Origin of the sequence: Microbulbifer pacificus (assembly GCF_002959965.1) — a bacterium.
GTDB classification, from domain to species: Bacteria; Pseudomonadota; Gammaproteobacteria; order Pseudomonadales; family Cellvibrionaceae; genus Microbulbifer; species Microbulbifer pacificus_A.
On sequence record NZ_PREV01000026.1, the window covers coordinates 422,940 to 440,515 of the forward strand.

The 17,576-nt window shown below is 57.8% G+C and carries 11 protein-coding genes; 5 read left to right on the forward strand and 6 right to left on the reverse strand.

Annotated elements, in window-relative coordinates:
* Positions 1–108: 108 nt before the first annotated feature.
* The gene (locus C3938_RS02325) at positions 109–2,133 is read right to left on the reverse strand and encodes an ATP-binding protein (protein WP_233998609.1); all 2,025 of its coding nucleotides are present in this window, start codon (positions 2,131–2,133) and stop codon (positions 109–111) included.
* A gap of 538 nt (positions 2,134–2,671) precedes the next feature.
* On the opposite strand from C3938_RS02325, the gene C3938_RS02330 reads away from it, so the two are divergent.
* From C3938_RS02330 to nagX, 5 genes are all read left to right on the forward strand, one after another.
* Positions 2,672–3,814: an acyl-CoA desaturase gene (locus C3938_RS02330; protein ID WP_105101651.1), complete on the forward strand. Its 1,143-nt coding sequence runs from the start codon at positions 2,672–2,674 to the stop codon at positions 3,812–3,814.
* A gap of 258 nt (positions 3,815–4,072) precedes the next feature.
* Positions 4,073–4,531 (forward strand): hypothetical protein, encoded by a 459-nt coding sequence (locus C3938_RS02335; protein WP_105101652.1) that lies wholly within the window; start codon positions 4,073–4,075, stop codon positions 4,529–4,531.
* A gap of 279 nt (positions 4,532–4,810) precedes the next feature.
* Entirely contained in the window at positions 4,811–7,912 is a 3,102-nt protein-coding gene (locus tag C3938_RS02340) for a glycosyl hydrolase family 18 protein (protein WP_105101653.1), read from the forward strand.
* Between the two features lie 206 nt (positions 7,913–8,118).
* Positions 8,119–9,084 (forward strand): glycoside hydrolase family 16 protein, encoded by a 966-nt coding sequence (locus tag C3938_RS02345; protein WP_105101654.1) that lies wholly within the window; start codon positions 8,119–8,121, stop codon positions 9,082–9,084.
* Between the two features lie 89 nt (positions 9,085–9,173).
* Positions 9,174–10,271, forward strand: a complete 1,098-nt coding sequence (nagX, locus tag C3938_RS02350; RefSeq protein WP_105101655.1) for a transmembrane glucosamine N-acetyltransferase NagX — start codon at positions 9,174–9,176, stop codon at positions 10,269–10,271.
* A gap of 407 nt (positions 10,272–10,678) precedes the next feature.
* Here nagX and mutT read toward each other — a convergent pair whose 3' ends face one another.
* From mutT to lpxC, 5 genes are all read right to left on the reverse strand, one after another.
* Positions 10,679–11,095 (reverse strand): 8-oxo-dGTP diphosphatase MutT, encoded by a 417-nt coding sequence (gene mutT, locus C3938_RS02355; protein WP_199775471.1) that lies wholly within the window; start codon positions 11,093–11,095, stop codon positions 10,679–10,681.
* Positions 11,095–12,294 carry a bifunctional glutamate N-acetyltransferase/amino-acid acetyltransferase ArgJ gene (argJ, locus tag C3938_RS02360; protein WP_105101656.1) on the reverse strand — a complete coding sequence of 400 codons (1,200 nt, stop codon included), beginning with the start codon at positions 12,292–12,294 and terminating at the stop codon, positions 11,095–11,097. The genes mutT and argJ overlap by 1 nt, the downstream gene beginning before the upstream one ends.
* Positions 12,295–12,418: 124 nt before the next feature.
* The gene (gene secA, locus C3938_RS02365; RefSeq protein WP_105101657.1) at positions 12,419–15,157 is read right to left on the reverse strand and encodes a preprotein translocase subunit SecA; all 2,739 of its coding nucleotides are present in this window, start codon (positions 15,155–15,157) and stop codon (positions 12,419–12,421) included.
* Between the two features lie 170 nt (positions 15,158–15,327).
* A complete protein-coding gene (locus tag C3938_RS02370; protein ID WP_105101658.1) occupies positions 15,328–16,266 on the reverse strand; it encodes a M23 family metallopeptidase in 939 nt (312 codons plus the stop codon).
* Between the two features lie 330 nt (positions 16,267–16,596).
* Positions 16,597–17,511 (reverse strand): UDP-3-O-acyl-N-acetylglucosamine deacetylase, encoded by a 915-nt coding sequence (lpxC, locus tag C3938_RS02375; RefSeq protein WP_105101659.1) that lies wholly within the window; start codon positions 17,509–17,511, stop codon positions 16,597–16,599.
* Positions 17,512–17,576: the final 65 nt, after the last annotated feature.

Sequence of the window (17,576 nt, forward strand, 5' to 3'; positions counted from 1 at the left end):
ACAACTTCCTGTTGCGGGCATGTTTTATTGTCTGGCAGGACACCGCCAAATACTGTCCGATTTTGTCGTTTGTGTCCCGCGTGTTGGTTCACACTTCGAGCAGAGGGCTCAGATTTTGCCCTCAATATGCTCGCCAGTGCCCCTGGAATCCCTGAATGCCAGGCTGTAGCGCAAGCCCTCCGCCAACGATGCCAGATCGCAGGACGTGGGTACACAGACGTCCACATGACGGCTGCGCTGATCGGTGATCCCAAGAAGGGGGATATGTTCTGTCGCGCTGTCTCCGCGGATGATCGCAGCAAAGTCCTGGAGAGACACGCCCGGCAATTCACCGTCCAGCAGAATCACATCCGGTCTGCTGGTACGGGCGGCGAAAATGCCTCTCATAGCGTCCGTAGCAATCTGAATTTCCACTTGCTGCACGTCAGCCAACATCGATTTCATACGGCTGGCGGAGGAGGTCCTGCCGGTGACATACAGCAGCCGGCACGCGGGCAGCATGCGCACATAGTCCGGGCGCGCGACCATCTGCAGCACTTCATCGGGCGCGTCATTCATTAAAAATTCGATCCAGAATACCGAGCCCTGCCCCTCTTCACTATCGAACCCAATGCGACCACCCATGGCTTCCGTCAGCTGCCTGGCGATAGCAAGCCCTACGCCGGTACCTTCGATTTTGCCGCGCTCGGCTCCCAGGCGGTTAAAGGGTTCAAATACATGGACCTGTTTACTGGTTGCGATACCACACCCGGTATCCAGAACACTGAGTCGCAACCACCCCTCCGCCTGAGGGGCAAAGGTGATCACCACCCGACCTCCTTCGCGGTTGTACTTGATTGCATTGCCCACCAGATTCAACACCACCTGTTTGAACCGCACCCGATCGGCCAGAATATAGGCGCGCTCCCATCCCAGTGGCTCAAACGTGAGACTCACATTGCGGGTTTCCGCCAGCGGCTCCAACAACTGCCGGCAGTCCGCCACCAGGGCAGCGGGCTGTACCGGTTCAATGGACGGCGCCAGGCGGTTGCTGTCGATACGCGCGAGATCCAGCACGTCGCCAACCAGGTGCAGCAGATGCTGACCCGCCTTGCGGATTTCCCCCAAACGCAGGCGCTGGTCCGGATTCAGACTCTGATCCAGCTCAACCATCTGGCTGTAACCGAGAATGGCGTTCAGCGGGGTACGCAACTCGTGGCTGAGGCTGGAAATAAGCGCGTTGCGGTCGCTACTTTCCTGCTTCAACCGGCGAAGCTCTTCCTCCAGGCGAAGCTGCTTTTTCTTGCCGGCGGTAATGTCCTGCAGTGTGCCCAGAACCCGGATCGGCTGCCCTGTACTGCTGCACTGGACATTGCCGCGGCAGCGCACCCAGATGATGCCGCCCTCCCGGTGACGAAGGCGGAACTCCACGTCCAATGGCAATTGCTCGCGCACATTGTCTTCCATCGCCTGCTTCACATCCGGGTAATCGTCGGGCTGCATGTGCGCCTTCCAAAGCGCCAGTGCCGCGCGCGCGTCCAGGTCTCCGGGACCGCGAGCGTAGCCCAGCATGCGCCAGCAGGTCACATCGAGTACTACTTCATCCACCTGCAAATCCCACTCCCACAGGCCGTCGCCCACGGCGTCGAGCGCATAGGAAAAGCGTTCACCAGAAAAGCAGGAGAGTGGTCTGGGGGAAATGGACTCGCTGTAGTCGGTGCAGCCACCGAGGAAAAAGCGCTCACCGTCGGGATCGCTAAAGGCGCGCGCCCACAGCCTCAACCATACGGGCTGCCCGTCTCGGGAATAGGCACGGATGGTGGTATCGACAAAAGTACCCTGCTGGCACAGGCGATTTCGCAGCGACAGCAGGTTGTCGCGATCGTCCGAATGCACCAGTGCCAGATCTCCAGTCCAGACACTGGCAAGTGCCACCTCCGGATCACCATGCAGCTGTTGCCACAGCGTTCCCGTGGCTCGCTGCATGCCACTGCACGGGTGCCACTCCCAGACACCGCGATTGGCACTCAACAGCAGTCCGTGCAGATATTGCACCTGTGTAAGCACCTGCGCTGGCGGCAGCCCTTCCAGCTCGCCGGGAGTGGCGAGATGCAGGCCGACCGCTGTGGGTTGAGGAGTAACTGGGTTCGACACCGTGTTGCCGTCGGGCTCATCAAAAGAAAACAGGGATCCGCGGGAGCCGCGGGACCGTCCTGGGCAAGTGAATCACTTATCGGGAGATAAAAAAAGGCCCTGCAAAGCAGGGCCCAAAATAGCGATGATGAGAGAAAACGGGAAGTCACGCATTATTTCGTTTGCCATAACCCGTGATGGATTCCCGGAGCGCAGGCCGAGTGGCCTACACGTAAGATATAGCAATCGTCATGCCAACTTTTTGAAAAGCAGTGAAAACGTCCTCAATCGAACATTTGTGGACAGTTTTTATCCAGCCACCGCCCACTCATGCCGGCAACATTTTGCTACAGGACGGCCTGTTACGGAAAAATGACAGCGCTTGACCCAATTCGGAACGCAAAAATCCTCTCTCGCACCAAAAGTGCACACAGACCATTCATTTTGCGATTAACTGACTAACCGTTCTCAAAATTCCGTGACTGGTCCTCCCTGGAAGATGTTCCCCGGAGGTATCTGAGTTAGCATTTGTCCCGTTGGCTCTAACAAGGTTGTAACTATGAAAGCTGTTCCCGAAGCTCCCCGTATCTGGCTGACCACCATCCTGTTTACCAGTACGGCACTGGCGGCACTGGTACTGGTTCCGCTGTACGGTATCCTGGTGGGCTACCACTGGTATCAGTGGCTGGCCTTTGCCGTGCTGGGCGCATTTTGCGGATTTTCCATTACCGCGGGCTACCATCGCCTCTGGTCCCATCGTACTTATGAAGCGCACTGGTCACTGCGCCTGTTCTTCGCCCTGTTCGGCGCCGCGGCGTTACAGAACAGCGCGTTGATCTGGTGTTCCGGCCACCGTCGCCACCATCGTCACTGCGACGATAATGATCACGATCCCTACTCCGCCAAACGCGGTTTCTGGTTTTCCCACATTGGCTGGATGCTGCGCGAATATCCCAGCGGCGAAGTGGATTTCGATAACGCCAAGGACCTGCAGCGGGACAAGATCGTGATGTGGCAGCACAACCACTATCTTCCGATCACCGTGGCGATGAACGTCGGCGTACCGCTGGTTCTCGGCCTGCTTACCGGCGACGTACTGGGTATGCTGCTGCTGGCGGGTATCCTGCGTATCGTGGTCAATCACCACACCACCTTCTTCATCAATTCTCTGGCCCATATCTGGGGCCGCCGGCCGTATACCGATGAAAACACCGCCCGCGACAACGACCTGCTGGCGTTTTTCACCTTCGGTGAGGGGTATCACAACTACCACCATATTTTTCAGACCGATTACCGCAATGGTATCCGCTGGTACCAGTGGGATCCCACCAAGTGGCTGATCAAAACCGCCAGCTGGCTGGGGCTGGCACGCAATCTGAAGACCGTGCCGGCAATGCGTATCCAGCGCGCCATGCTGTCCATGCAATTCAAGCGTGCCGAACAGAAACTGGAGAATTCCAAGCACAAAGAGAGCTGGAAAGAACTGCTGGAACGCGAGGCACAGGATTTCTCCGCGGCACTTGCCGAGTGGAAGGAACTGCAGCAACAGCGTTATGAAAGTGCCCGCGAGCGTCTGGTGAGCAAGTGGGAAAACGCCACTATCCGCACCCGGGTAAAGGAACTGGAATACAGCCTCAAGATGCAGCGCAAGCGCCTGCAGATCATGATGGCGCAGTTCCATCTGGCGCCGGCGACTGCGTAAGCGCTCACCGCTCGCAAACGGTCAGCCCCCAATCCCAAGCGGCCCCAGTGGCCGCTTTTTTTGTCCCGGCAAATATCTCCCCCGGGAACACCGCACCCCAGCATCCGCGAATTGATGACTCACCGGTACTCTGATTTCCGTGAAGAGTTGAACGCCGCCGGATATGCACTATAACCATAGGAGAGACATTGCATTTCCGACCATCGACACCTCTCACGGGAAAACCATAAAGAAATCAACCACTAAGAAGGCGCATAGATGAAGACGTTCAAACAGGCCCACGAGATTCTCAAGAACGCCCAGAAGTTTCATCTGGATATGGCTGGCGTTTACCAGCAGCTGCTGGAAGGTGCTCAGGACAACCGCACCCAATTGCTGCTGAAACATCTGCATGAGCACGAGTTGCGCATGGCCAACAACCTAAAGAACTACGGTGCGGTGGCGGAGCAGAAGGTAATGCAGACATGGCTGCAATATACCCACGAGGAGAGTGCCGGCGACCTGGTAAAAAACCTCTATCTGAGCGACAAGCCCAGTATTGAAGAGATCAATCAGCTGGGGCGCGAAGTGGATCGCTACTTCTCCGACTTGTACCACTCCGTATACGGCTCCATCGAGTCTGCGGAAGTGAAGGAGGTGTTTGAAAACCTCAAGCACATCCAGGACAAGGAACGGATCACGCTGTCCATGGCCACCAATTCGCTGTGGGATATGTAGCTACCGGCCATTTCCGGCTGCTCCTCCCCATGGGCGCACACCGCAGACCTGCTCCGGTTTACCCGCCTCCGCACAGCATATCAATGTGACAAAAAACCCGGTCCTGATGCGGAAATAGCTGAAACTGGCGCGCAATATCTCAAATTTTACCGCTTTGTGATAATCCGGTATTGCCTTTTCCAGGTGGTCATTGCTATTTTGACAGCGATGTCATTTCGTGGTGCGTTTGTAGTAGCGCCTTACTCCAATAAAAATAATTCTCCGCAAGGTGTACATTAAATGATCAACAACAAGCTCCGACTCGGTCTGCTGACCGCAGCCATGCTCTCTGCCGGGCACGGCTATGCCGCGGTGGACTGTACTTCACTACCCGTCTGGGAAGCGGGTCCCGCCTATTCCGGCGGCGCCCAGGTCCAGTACAACAACAATGCCTACAAGGCAAACTGGTGGACTCAGAATCAGAATCCGGAACAGTATTCCGGTCAGTATCAGGAGTGGACACTGCTCGGGCCCTGCGAGGGCGACGTAGACCCGCTACCTCCCACAGGCTCGATTACCGCCCCGCAGAACGGTTCCACCGTGACCCAGAATGACAACGTTGTCATATCTGTCTCTGCCAGTGACCCGGATGGGCAGGTGACTGCCGTCGAATTCTTCGTCAACGGCAGCCTGCTGGAAACCGACACCGCGGCCCCATGGGCGGCTTCGTGGACGGCAGCAACAGCGGGCACGGCTACCCTGACCGCCCGTATCGTCGATAATGACAACCTGTCCGTCACCACCGCGCCAGTGTCCGTTACCGTGGAAGAGGACGTGGTCGTAGGCCCAGTCGCACCATCCATCAGTCTTACTTCGCCGGCACATGGCTCCAGCCATATCACCGGCACCGATCTCACTCTCAGCGCGAGCGCCTCGGACAGTGACGGCAGCGTGAGCAAGGTAGAGTTCTTTGTCGACGGCAGCCTGATCGCTACCGATACCAGCGCGCCCTACAGCACCCAGTGGACGGCCACCCTCGGCAACCACACCATTACCGCCGTGGCCACCGATAATGACGAACTCACCGCAAGTGCAGAGGCGGACATTGAGGTTGCTGACGAACAAGTGGTTGTGGGCGATCACCCCTGTCGCCCGGACGGGCTGTACACCACCCCGGGTACCGCGCCCAACTACTGCGACATCTACGACGCAGAGGGCCGCGAGGACATGGGGGCCGACCACCCGCGCCGTATCATCGGGTACTTCACCAGCTGGCGTAACGGCGCCAACGGCCAGCCCAGCTACCTGGTGAAAGATATTCCCTGGGACAAGATTACCCACATCAACTACGCCTTCGCCCATGTGGGCAGCGATTACTCTGTTTCAGTGGGCAACACCAGCGATCCTGGCAACCCCGCCACCGGTATGGAATGGCCGGGTGTCGCCGGCGCGGAAACCGATACGGATTACCCCTACAAGGGTCATTTCAACCAGCTGTCCAAGTTCAAGGAGCAGCACCCGGACGTGAAAACCCTGGTGTCTGTGGGCGGCTGGGCGGAGACCGGTGGCCATTTCAACGACAACGGCGACCGTGTGGCTGATGGTGGTTTTTACACCATGACCACCAATGCCGATGGCAGCATCAACCACCAGGGTATCGAAGCATTCGCCAATTCCGCGGTCAGCTTTATCCGCCAGTATGGCTTCGATGGTGTGGATATCGACTACGAATATCCCACCTCCATGAATGACGCGGGCAACCCGCTGGACTTCGGTATTTCCAACCCGATGCGCGGCAGCCTGATGAGCTCCTATGTGGAACTGATGCGTGTACTGCGCGAAAAACTGGACCAGGCAGGCCAGGCGGATGACACCCACTACCTGCTGACCATCGCCTCCCCGTCGTCCGGTTATCTGCTGCGCGGTATGGAGACCATGCAGATCACCCAATACCTGGATTACGTCAACATCATGACCTATGACCTCCATGGGGCATGGAACGAATATGTTGGCCACAACTCCGCGTTGTTCGACAACGGCAACGACCCGGAACTGGCGGCAGCCAGCGTGTACACCACTTCCCAGTACGGTGGCATCGGCTACCTGAACATCGACTGGGCGGTTAAGTACTTCCGCGGCTCCATGCCGGCGGGTCGCATCAACGTAGGTATTCCGTACTACACCCGCGGCTGGCAGGGCGTAACCGGAGGCAACAACGGTCTCGGCGGATCCGCGGCGCTTCCGGCGCAGTCCCAGTGCCCAGAAGGTACCGGCGGTTCCGCCAAGTGCGGTAACGGCGCCATCGGTATCGACAACATGTGGCACGACAAGAACAGTATCGGGGACGAAATGGGTGCCGGCTCCAACCCCATGTGGCACGCCATGAACCTGGAGAGTGGCATTCTCGGCAGCTACCTCGCTGACTACGGTCTGGACCCGGTCAACGATCCGGATGATGCACTGGTAGGCACCTACGTGCGCAACTACGACAGCGTCTCCGAAGCCCCCTGGCTGTGGAATGCCCAGAAAAAGGTATTCATCTCCACCGAAGATGAAGAGTCCATGGACGCGAAGGTGCAGTACGTGATCGACCAGGGAGTGGGCGGCATCATGTTCTGGGAGCTGGCCGGCGACTACGACTGGGACGCGGCGAAGGGCGAGTACTTCATGGGCGACACCCTTACGACCCTGGCCTACGACAAGTTCACCAGCGCCGCAAAATACCGTCACCTGCGCACCGACCGCGTAATTCCCGCGGAAGCACTGGATATCGGCATTGAAATCACCGGGTTCAAACTGGGCGATCAGAATTACCCGCTGAATCCGAAGCTGTATATCACCAACAACACCGGTGGCACCCTGCCCGGCGGTACCGTGTTCGAATTCGACATGCCCACGTCCACCTCCAACATCATCACCGACCAAAGCGGTGCGGGACTGGAAGTGGTCGAAGACGGCGCCAACTCCGGTGGCGGCAACGTGGGCGGACTGGAGAACGAATTCCACCGCGTGCGTTTCAGTCTCCCGGCCTGGCAAAACCTGGCGGACGGCGATAGCTGGGACCTGACACTCAACTACTACCTCCCCGTGTCCGGACCCCAGGCTTACACCGCCACCGTCAATGGCAGCACCTATGCCCTGGCATTCGAGCATCCCGAACTGCCGCTGGCCGAGCTTGGAGGTGGTGATGGCGGTAGCTCCAGTGGCGGTGGTGGCCAGACGTGCTCCAGCGCCGGGGTCAACACCAGTGGTCTGGTGACTTATCCCGAGTGGCCGCGTGGCGACCACGCTGCCGGTGGCGACCAGATCATCCACAACGACAGCGTGTTCAAGGCTAACTGGTGGACTCAGTCGGTACCGGGTACCGCCGATGGCAGCTGGTCATTTATCTGCTCAATCTGACGGACCGAGCAAGAAATTCACTGGCCGGCGACGCAGCGCCGGCCCCCTCTCACAGGATGGGTAGCAGTAACTTTGAAATTCTCTCTGCGTTGTGACCAATAGGAAAGTCCTGTACAGGAAATGCTCCTATCTTCGCCCCGGCTTCGGCCGGGGCTTTTTTCGTTTAGCGCGGTAACAAAAACGTTAAAAACCATAAGGAAATCTCCATGAAATATTTTTCTTCCCTGCGCCTCTCCGCGGCGATCGGCGCACTTATCATCGGCGGTTGTGGAGCTGATGACGATGGGCAGACCACTTCGACGCTCTCTACGGAAGTCGTATCTCAGACAAAGGACAGCAAGATATTTTTTGACGATTTCTCTTACCAGACGCTGGAGGAAATGGGCAAAAACCAATGGAAAGCCCGCAGTGAAACCGGTCACCCGGGGGTAAGCGGGGCGCGCTGGTCCGGCGATGGCATCAGTTTTATGGCAGATGCAGAGAACCCCGAGAACACGTTGCTGCGCATGACTTCCTCCACCGATGGCCGCGGGGAAAATACCCAGCACACCCAGTTCTGCCATCAGCGCAAATACCTCGCCGGTACCTACGCCGCGCGCGTTTTCTTCCGCGATGAGCCTACTTCCGGTCCGGATGGCGATCAGATTATCGAAACTTTCTACACCATCAGCCCACTCAAAGCCGATATGGACCCGGACTACAGCGAGATGGACTTTGAATACCTGGCCAATGGCGGCTGGGGTGAACCCGATAACGCACTGTTCGCCACCAGTTGGGAAACGTTCAAACTGAATCCGTTTGAAAAAGATAACGAATACTCCACAAAGCCCGGCAGCTTCGCCGGTTGGCACACGCTGGTACTACATGCGGCGGACAACCGGATCCGCTATTTTGTTGACGGGGAACAGTTCGCCGAGCACAGTGAACACGTGTACCCCGAGGAGCCCATGTCGATCAATTTCAACCTGTGGTTTACCCAGGAAGGGCTCATTGATTCCAGCGAACTCCGCACCTACCAGCAGGAAGTCGATTGGGTTTATCACATCGCCGATGAGGTGCTCAGCACGGAGCAGGTAGAGCAGGAAGTTCGTCGCCTGCGCAACGAACAGATCGCATTTACCGACACGGTACCGGACTGGACCCCGAAGCTGGAATCTCCCTGCGGGCTCTGATCCATTGACATCACTCGTTTAGACACAGAGCGGTCACCGACCGCTCTGTATGGTATTTCTCCAAGTAAATTGACTGAAAAGTGGTAATCATGGTCAGTAAAAAACAACGACTTGCCTCGGTAGACGCCTTGCGCGGCTTCGATATGTTCTGGATCATCGGCGGCGAGGCCCTTTTCCTTCCCCTGTTCGCCCTTACCGGTTGGTCCATTTTTCATTTCGGTGATGGCCAGATGCACCACAGCGTTTGGCACGGCTTCACATTTTACGACCTGATTTTCCCGCTGTTCATTTTCCTCTCCGGCGTTACCCTCGGGCTTGCCAACAAATCCCTGCGCGGACTACCTCTGGCACAGCGAGCGCCGGTTTACCGCAAGGCGATAAAGCGGCTGTGCCTGTTGATTCTTTTGGGCATTGTTTACAACCATGGCTGGGGCACTGGGATTCCCGCCGACCTCGGTGAGATACGCTATGCCAGTGTGCTGGCGCGCATCGGCTTCGCCTGGTTCTTTGCGGCAATGATCGTCTGGCATTTTGGTATACGCACCCAGTACGGTATTGCTGCCGGCATTCTCGCGGGGTACTGGCTGCTTCAGGCCACTGCCGGTGATTTCACGGCCGAGGGTTCGGTGAATGCGTGGGTGGACCAGCACTTCTTACCGGGTATCACCTACCAGCACCGCGCCTACGATCCAGAAGGTCTGCTCTCCACCATTCCGGCCATCGTTAACGCACTGTTCGGGGTGTTTGCCGGTCGCTGGCTGGCTAAGTATTCGGGGGATCATGCGGCGATCCTCAAGGGCCTGTTTATCGGTACGGTGATCTGTCTTGTCGCGGGCTTTTTGTGGCACTGGGTGTACCCGGTCAACAAGGAGCTGTGGACCAGCTCTTTTGTGTTGATCACCTGCGGCTGCTGTCTTTTACTGCTCGGAATTTTCTACCTTGTCGTAGATATGTGGCACTGGAAATCCTTCACCTACTTTTTCTCGGTGATCGGCTGCAATGCCATTCTGGTCTATCTCGGTACCAGTCTGGTGAACTGGCAATACAGCAGTAAGAGTCTGTTTGGGGGGATTGCGGTTGCCCTGTCTGAGCCGGCCGGTGTTCTGGTAATTGCTGTCGGGGTAATTCTGTTGCAGTGGCTGGTGCTGAGGTTTCTTTACAAGCGCGGGATTTTTATCAGCCCCTGAGACATTGCCACTAAACACCTGCGCAATTTGTGGCGGAATGCCCGAATGGCTTCGAAGCAGGTCCATTGGCGGCAAAGCACTGGGTACGGGTTTTCAGGACCGCTGTGAACCCATCCCTGGGCGCTGCGGCGCAAACTTCCTGTTTGCGACGCTCCTGAAAACCCGTACCCAGCACTTTGCCTTCAATTCGAAATCTTCACTCTGTTGAACGCTTTCTTTGCTCGAACAAAGTGAAAAATGTTTAAGCGAAGGGAAAGTGCCGGGAATCCGTTTTCGAAAGCCTCGGCGACATGGACGTCGCCGAGGCAGCGTACAGGGATGTATTCACAGCGGTTTCGAAAACGGATACCCGGTGCTTTGCCGCCACCGGGATAACTAAGCGGAACCACAGACTCTTAGGAGAGTACTCAGTAAGGAAATTTCCGTTGAACTGCCTCGACTATGGGCTGATTCGCATCCGGAAATTCGTAGTTGGTGAGATCAGAAGCGGTAACCCAGGCCAAGGCCTGCCCCTCAACTCCGCGCGCTTCACCGGAAAATTCCGTCACGCACCAGGTATCGAGAAACACCTGCTTGTCACCGTAGTCATGGCGCACCTCGATGAGTTTCTCCATCGCCAGCACGCCAATATCCAACTCCTCGCGCAACTCCCGCGCCATCGCCTGCTGGATCGACTCGCCGTCTTCCACCTTGCCACCGGGAAACTCCCAGCGCCCGCCCATATGTAAATGATCCGGACGCTTCGCCAGCAGAATGCGCCCGTCGCCACCAACGATCACACCCACAGCAACGTGTACACACTTCTTCAGGCCAGACTCCACCATCAGGTGCGGTACTCCGCATTGATGGTCACATACTCATGAGAGAAATCGCAGGTCCAGATGTGTTCGGAAACATCGCCCCGTTGCAGGTCCACGGTAATGGTGAAGTCGGACTGCTGGAACACCTTCTGTCCCTGCTCTTCGGTATAGCCATCCGCACGGCCACCAGCGTCCACGATCTGCACATCGTCGAGGAACACATTCACCTTACCAGTATCCAGGCCGTCTACGCCCGCATTGCCAATCGCCATGATCAGACGACCCCAGTTGGGATCGGAGGCGTACATGGCGGTCTTAACCAGTGGCGATTCACCAATCTCGAACGCCACTCGCAGCGCCTCTTGCGAACTCGCCGCATTCTTCACCTGCACGGTGACAAACTTCGTCGCGCCCTCGCCGTCCCGCACGATGGCCTGAGCCAGCTCGATGTGCACCTCGACGATGGCCGCCTTCAAACGCGCGTAGACCTCACTGCGGGTATCAGCAATCACTTCGCCGGTGGCGCCGCTGGCGATCAGCACGCAGGCATCGTTGGTAGAGGTATCGCCGTCGATACTGATACAGTTAAAGGACTGCCCCACCGCGTCTTTCACCAGCACATCCAGCATAGGCTGTGGAATCGCTGCATCGGTGGCCACGTAGGCCAGCATCGTGGCCATATTCGGCTGGATCATACCGGCCCCCTTGGCGATACCCACAATGGAGATGGTCTCACCGGCGATGTCCAGGGTACGGCTCGCGGTCTTGGGGCGAGTGTCGGTAGTCATGATCGCGCGCGATGCCATCTCCCAGCCATCGGCCTTCAGGCCGCTCGCCGCCACGGGCAGTACGTCGAGAATTTTCTGTACAGGAAGGTGCTCGCCAATCACGCCTGTACTGAAGGGCAATACCTGAGCGGCCTCGATACCGAGCACCGCGGCTACCCCTTCACAACACTGCTGAGCGCTTTGCAGGCCGCGTTCACCTGTCGCGGCATTGGCATTGCCAGCATTGATCAACAGCGCGCGGATATTGCCTTGGCGTATATGTTCCTTTGCCACCAGCACTGGCGCCGCGCAGAAGGCATTCTTGGTAAACGTCGCAGAGACGCTGGCACCCTCGGCGATTTCAATCAACAGGACGTCGTCACGCTGCCAGTTTTTGATTTTGGCGGGAACGGCGGAAAGACGGACACCGGGAATCTGGGGAAGTGGCTGCGCCATGATCGTTGGCCTTGTAAGTTGAACAAACGGGGCGGAATTATATAAACGGGACATGCCCAACAAAAAGGCCCGCGGAATCCTCCGCGGGCCTTTAGGGGCTGATTACCTCCGACCGCTATCGGTATCAGGTGGCGGAGGATGTCAGCTTGCCGTGGCACTGCTTGTATTTCTTGCCTGACCCGCAGGGACATGGGTCATTGCGCCCCACACGCGGTCCGCGGCGCGCGGGCTCCGCGGCCTCGGCGGATTCCTCTACTTGGGGCATGGCGGATGCCTGTGCATGTTGCAGCTCCAGCTGCTGACGACGCTGAGCCTCCAGACGGCGCTGTTCCATCTCCTCCATCTGCTCGCGGGTCATCGGTTCGACATGCGCCAGCACTCGGACCACTTCATGCTTGAGGTTGTCCAGCAGCCCTTGGAACAGATGGAAGGATTCTCGTTTGAATTCCTGCTTGGGATTTTTGTTGGCGTAGGCGCGCAGACCGATACCGGCGCGCAAGTGATCCATGCTGGAGAGGTGGTCTTTCCACAGCTGGTCCAGCACCTGCAGCATCACCTGGCGTTCGATGGTAGGCATCAGGTTGGCGTCACCAGTGCTTTCCGCGATACGCGCCAGCTTCTGCTGGTATGCCTGTTCGGCCTCGGCGACGATTTTCTCACGCAGGCTCTCTTCGTGCAGGGTGCGGTCTTCGTCCAGCCACTGCTTCAGCGGCAGCTGCAGGCCCAGATCCGAGGCCAGCTGCTGTTCCAGTGCGGGAATATCCCACTGCTCCTCCACGCTCTGCGGCGGCATGTACGTGGAGATCAGATCGTTTACCACATCCTCGCGGATGGCGGTGATGGTGTCGCTGATGGTTTCCGCCTCCAGCAGCTCGTTGCGCTGGGAGTAAATGACCTGACGTTGGTCGTTGGCCACATCGTCGTATTCCAGCAGCTGTTTGCGGATATCGAAGTTGCGGCCTTCCACGCGGCGCTGCGCTTTTTCAATGGCGTTGGACACCATACGGTGCTCGATGGCCTCCCCGCGCTCCATACCCAGCATCTGCATGAAGTTCTTCACCCGATCGGAGGCGAAGATACGCATCAGGTTATCTTCCAGCGACAGGTAGAAGCGGGTCATACCCGGGTCACCCTGACGGCCGGCACGGCCGCGCAGCTGGTTGTCAATACGACGGGATTCGTGGCGCTCGGTACCAATGATGTGCAGGCCACCGGCCTCGATAACGAGATCGTGGCGCTTCTGCCACTCCGCTTTGATTGCGGCAATCTCTTCAGCGGTGGCCTCACGGCCCTCACGCTGTTGCAGATCCTCCACCTCCGCTTCCCAGTTGCCGCCGAGCACGATGTCGGTACCACGGCCGGCCATATTGGTGGCGATGGTAACGGTTCCCGGGCGGCCGGCCTGGGCGATGATGTGCGCCTCACGCTCATGATACTTGGCGTTCAGTACCTGGTGCTCGATCTTGGCCTTCTGCAGCAAGCGCGACATTTCCTCAGAGGTCTCAATAGACGCGGTACCCACCAGAATCGGGGCGTTTTTCTCCCGGCAGTACTTGATGTCCTCGATGATCGCTTCGAGCTTCTCTTCCTTGGTGAGGTACACCAGGTCGTTGAGATCCTGGCGCTGCTTCTCGCGGTTGGTGGGAATGACCACCACGTCGAGGCCGTAGATCTGACGGAATTCGAAGGCTTCGGTATCCGCAGTACCGGTCATGCCGGCGAGCTTGGGATAGAAGCGGAACAGGTTCTGGAAGGTGGTGGAGGCCAGGGTCTGGCTCTCGCTCTGGATCTGCACGCTTTCCTTCGCTTCCAGTGCCTGGTGCAGGCCCTCGGACAGGCGACGGCCGGGCATGGTGCGGCCGGTATGTTCGTCGATCAGCACCACCTGGCCGTTCTGCACGATGTAATCCACATCCTTATTGAACAGCACATGGGCGCGCAGGGCGGCATTGACGTGGTGCATCAGGCCCAGATTCCCAGGCGCGTACAGGGACTCACCCTCACGCAGCAGACCATTGCGCACCAGCAAATCCTCTACCAGCTGGTGGCCATCCTCGGTCATCTCCACCTGGCGGGTCTTCTCATCCACGGTATAGTGGCCCTCACCACCCTCCTCCGCGCGCTGCAGCTGGGGTACCAGCTTATTCATGGCCATATAGAGGTGGGAGGAGTCTTCCGCCTGACCGGAAATGATCAGGGGCGTGCGCGCCTCGTCGATCAGGATCGAGTCCACTTCGTCGACAATGGCGAAGTTCTGCGGACGCTGGGTACGGTCTTCCTTGCGCAGCACCATATTGTCGCGCAGGTAGTCAAAACCGAATTCATTGTTGGTGCCGTAGGTGATGTCCGCCTGATAGGCGGCGCGTTTCTCCAACGGGTGCTGCTGGGACACCACAATGCCCACGGAGAGCCCGAGGAACTCGTACACCGGACGCATCCAGTTGGCGTCACGGCTGGCGAGGTAATCGTTCACGGTCACGATGTGAACACCCTTGCCTTCCAGGGCGTTCAGGTACGCCGGCAAGGTCGCCACCAGGGTCTTACCTTCGCCAGTGCGCATCTCGGCGATGCGGCCTTCATGCAGGGTCATACCGCCGATCATCTGCACGTCGAAGTGACGCAACCCCAGCGTCCGGGCACTGGCTTCACGCACGGCGGCAAAGGCCTCCGGCAGAATCTGGTCCAGGGTTTCCCCCTGCTCCAGGCGCTGCCTGAATTCATCGGTCTTGGCTTTCAGCGCGGCGTCGTCGAGCGCCTTGTATTCCTCTTCCAGCGCATTGATTTTTACCACTGCCTTACGCATGCGCTTGAGTTCGCGGTCATTTTTTGAGCCGAAGACCGTCTTTATCAGTTTGCCAATCATTATTCAGAAACCACATTAAAGCTGAGTGTGCCCGCGCTCCCGGCGCATTGGGGCTCGCGTGAAAGGATGCAAGTAAACAGGAAGGCGCCTGACGCCGCAACCGTATAGGGAATTGCGGGCGCCAAGGCAGGATTGCAAGTGTCCTGCCGCGCAATGATAGAGGATAGTTGTTATCTGCCGGTGCGGCGGATATAGGTGGCGGGGTCTACCGGGCGGTTGTTTTTGTAAACCTCAAAGTGCACATGCGGACCGGTGGAGCGGCCACTGGATCCCATCAGGGCAATAACCTGCCCCTTTTTGACCACATCGCCCAGCTTGACCTTGAGCTCGCTGTTGTGACCATAGCGGGTTTTGTAGCCATTGCCGTGATTGATTTCCACCAGCTGGCCGTAACCGTTGCGATCCTCCGCCCAGGTCACGACACCGGCAGCCACGGAGACCACGTCGGAACCCTTTTTGCCGGCAAAATCCACGCCCTTGTGCCAGGAGCGGCGACCGCTGAAAGGATCGGTGCGATAACCATAACGGGACGACATCCAGCCACGGGAAATGGGGCGCCCGGCGATGAACTGCTCGTCCTGCAGCTGACGGCTTGCCAGCAGGGTATCCAGAGTGGAGAGCTGCATCTGGCGGTCTTCGATCTGGTCCGACAGTTCGCCGATCGCCTCAAGGAATTCCGGGGGCTGGTATGGCAGGTCGCTGGTGCCAGCAATACCCGGATCTTCCGGGCCACCCACCGCGGGAGTACTGCCAAACTGGAACTCGCCTTCGTCCAGCTTGGCCAGCGTGGTAAGGCGTTCACCGAGCGCGTCAAGACGGGTGAGGCGGGCCTGCATTTCCGCCAGTTTGACGGTCAGCGCGGTAAGTTGCTCGCGGGCCTGACGGTCCGCCTCAGTGATATCTTCCTGCTGTTTGCGCAGTGCCTTGTTCCAGGCTTTCACGGCGCGGGAATCGAACACATCGGATTCCGCCGCCGGCAGGTTGGCACCCACCCACAACGCACCGACAGGCAGACCAAGCAGGCAGAGACTGAGCAAGGCTTTGCTCAGTCCACCAAAATTGAAGCTGCGGGATATGCCTCCCCGCTCACTGACCAGAATTACTTTCATATCAGGCGTGCTAGATCTGCGACATTTTGTTGTTGTATTGCTTGCTCACCGCAGGCAAAGCGCTGATTGACGCTCGCTCCTGCACGGTGCCGGGACTTGTCGCATCCTGCTGCGCCCCTGACCATCCATATGGCCGGATGCCGCCAATGTAACAGCAATTGGCAACACAAAAAGTTTACAAACGCACAAATCCACACAAGGCCATTGTGCGGATAGCACGTAAAGCAACTACTTGCAGTAACTACTTAAAGTAAAAAGTAACGCCTTGAAACCGCTACACAATTCAATGGCGTAAAAAAGCCGGCATCTGGGAGCCGGCTTTACTGACTTTTAGACCGCCAGAATCGGTTTGACGTATGAGATCGGAGCCTCTTCCTGCTCACCTTCAAACGTCACCATTTCCCAGGCATCCTCCTGCGCCATCAGGGTACGCAGGGACTTATTGTTCAGTGCATGGCCGGATTTGAAGGCCTTGAATTCGCCGATGACGCTGGTACCAAGCAGGTACAGATCGCCGATGGCATCGAGAATCTTGTGTTTGACGAACTCATCTTCGTAGCGCAGGCCGCCCTCATTGAGAATGCGGTACTGATCGATCACGATCGCATTGTCTACGCTACCACCCTGCACCAGGCCCTTGGAGCGCAGGTATTCGATTTCGTGCATGAAACCGAAGGTGCGCGCACGGCTAACCTCTTTCACGAAAGAGGTGCTGGAGAAATCAACAGAGGACGTTAAATTGCGCCCCTGGAACACCGGGTGATCGAAATCAATGGTGAAAGACACTTTGAAACCGTTGAATGGCAGGAAGCTGGCAACCTTGTCGCCCTCCTCCACGGTGACCGGCTTCTTGATCCGCAGGAATTTCTTCGGAGCCGACTGCTCTTGGATACCCGCAGATTGAATAAGGAATACGAATGGGCCCGCACTGCCGTCCATAATCGGCACTTCCTGGGCGGAAAGCTCGACAATCGCATTGTCGATACCCAGACCCGCCATCGCCGACAGCAAGTGCTCAACGGTGGCGATACGCACATCTCCCTTCACCAGGGTGGTGGAGAGCAGGGTGTCACCCACGTTTTCGGCACGCGCTTCAATCTCAACCACCGGATCCAGATCGACCCGGCGGAACACGATGCCGCTATTGACCGGCGCAGGCTTCAGGGTCAGAACGACCTTCTTGCCGGTGTGCAGACCAACACCAGTGGCTCGAATGGCATTTTTGAGAGTGCGCTGTTTGATCATCTATATCCAGGTTCCCAGGTCGGTAGGCTGCGCACGGATCGCAGCGAGCCGGCGATATTAACAGA

Bases quoted from the DNA above. Each gene is read 5' to 3' on its own strand.
- C3938_RS02370 (WP_105101658.1), bottom strand. From the start codon at position 16,266: ATGAAAGTAATTCTGGTCAGTGAGCGGGGAGGCATATCCCGCAGCTTC.
- lpxC (WP_105101659.1), bottom strand. From the start codon at position 17,511: ATGATCAAACAGCGCACTCTCAAAAATGCCATTCGAGCCACTGGTGTT.
- secA (WP_105101657.1), bottom strand. From the start codon at position 15,157: ATGATTGGCAAACTGATAAAGACGGTCTTCGGCTCAAAAAATGACCGC.
- C3938_RS02330 (WP_105101651.1), top strand. From the start codon at position 2,672: ATGAAAGCTGTTCCCGAAGCTCCCCGTATCTGGCTGACCACCATCCTG.
- argJ (WP_105101656.1), bottom strand. From the start codon at position 12,294: ATGGCGCAGCCACTTCCCCAGATTCCCGGTGTCCGTCTTTCCGCCGTT.
- C3938_RS02335 (WP_105101652.1), top strand. From the start codon at position 4,073: ATGAAGACGTTCAAACAGGCCCACGAGATTCTCAAGAACGCCCAGAAG.
- nagX (WP_105101655.1), top strand. From the start codon at position 9,174: ATGGTCAGTAAAAAACAACGACTTGCCTCGGTAGACGCCTTGCGCGGC.
- C3938_RS02345 (WP_105101654.1), top strand. From the start codon at position 8,119: ATGAAATATTTTTCTTCCCTGCGCCTCTCCGCGGCGATCGGCGCACTT.
- C3938_RS02340 (WP_105101653.1), top strand. From the start codon at position 4,811: ATGATCAACAACAAGCTCCGACTCGGTCTGCTGACCGCAGCCATGCTC.
- mutT (WP_199775471.1), bottom strand. From the start codon at position 11,095: ATGGTGGAGTCTGGCCTGAAGAAGTGTGTACACGTTGCTGTGGGTGTG.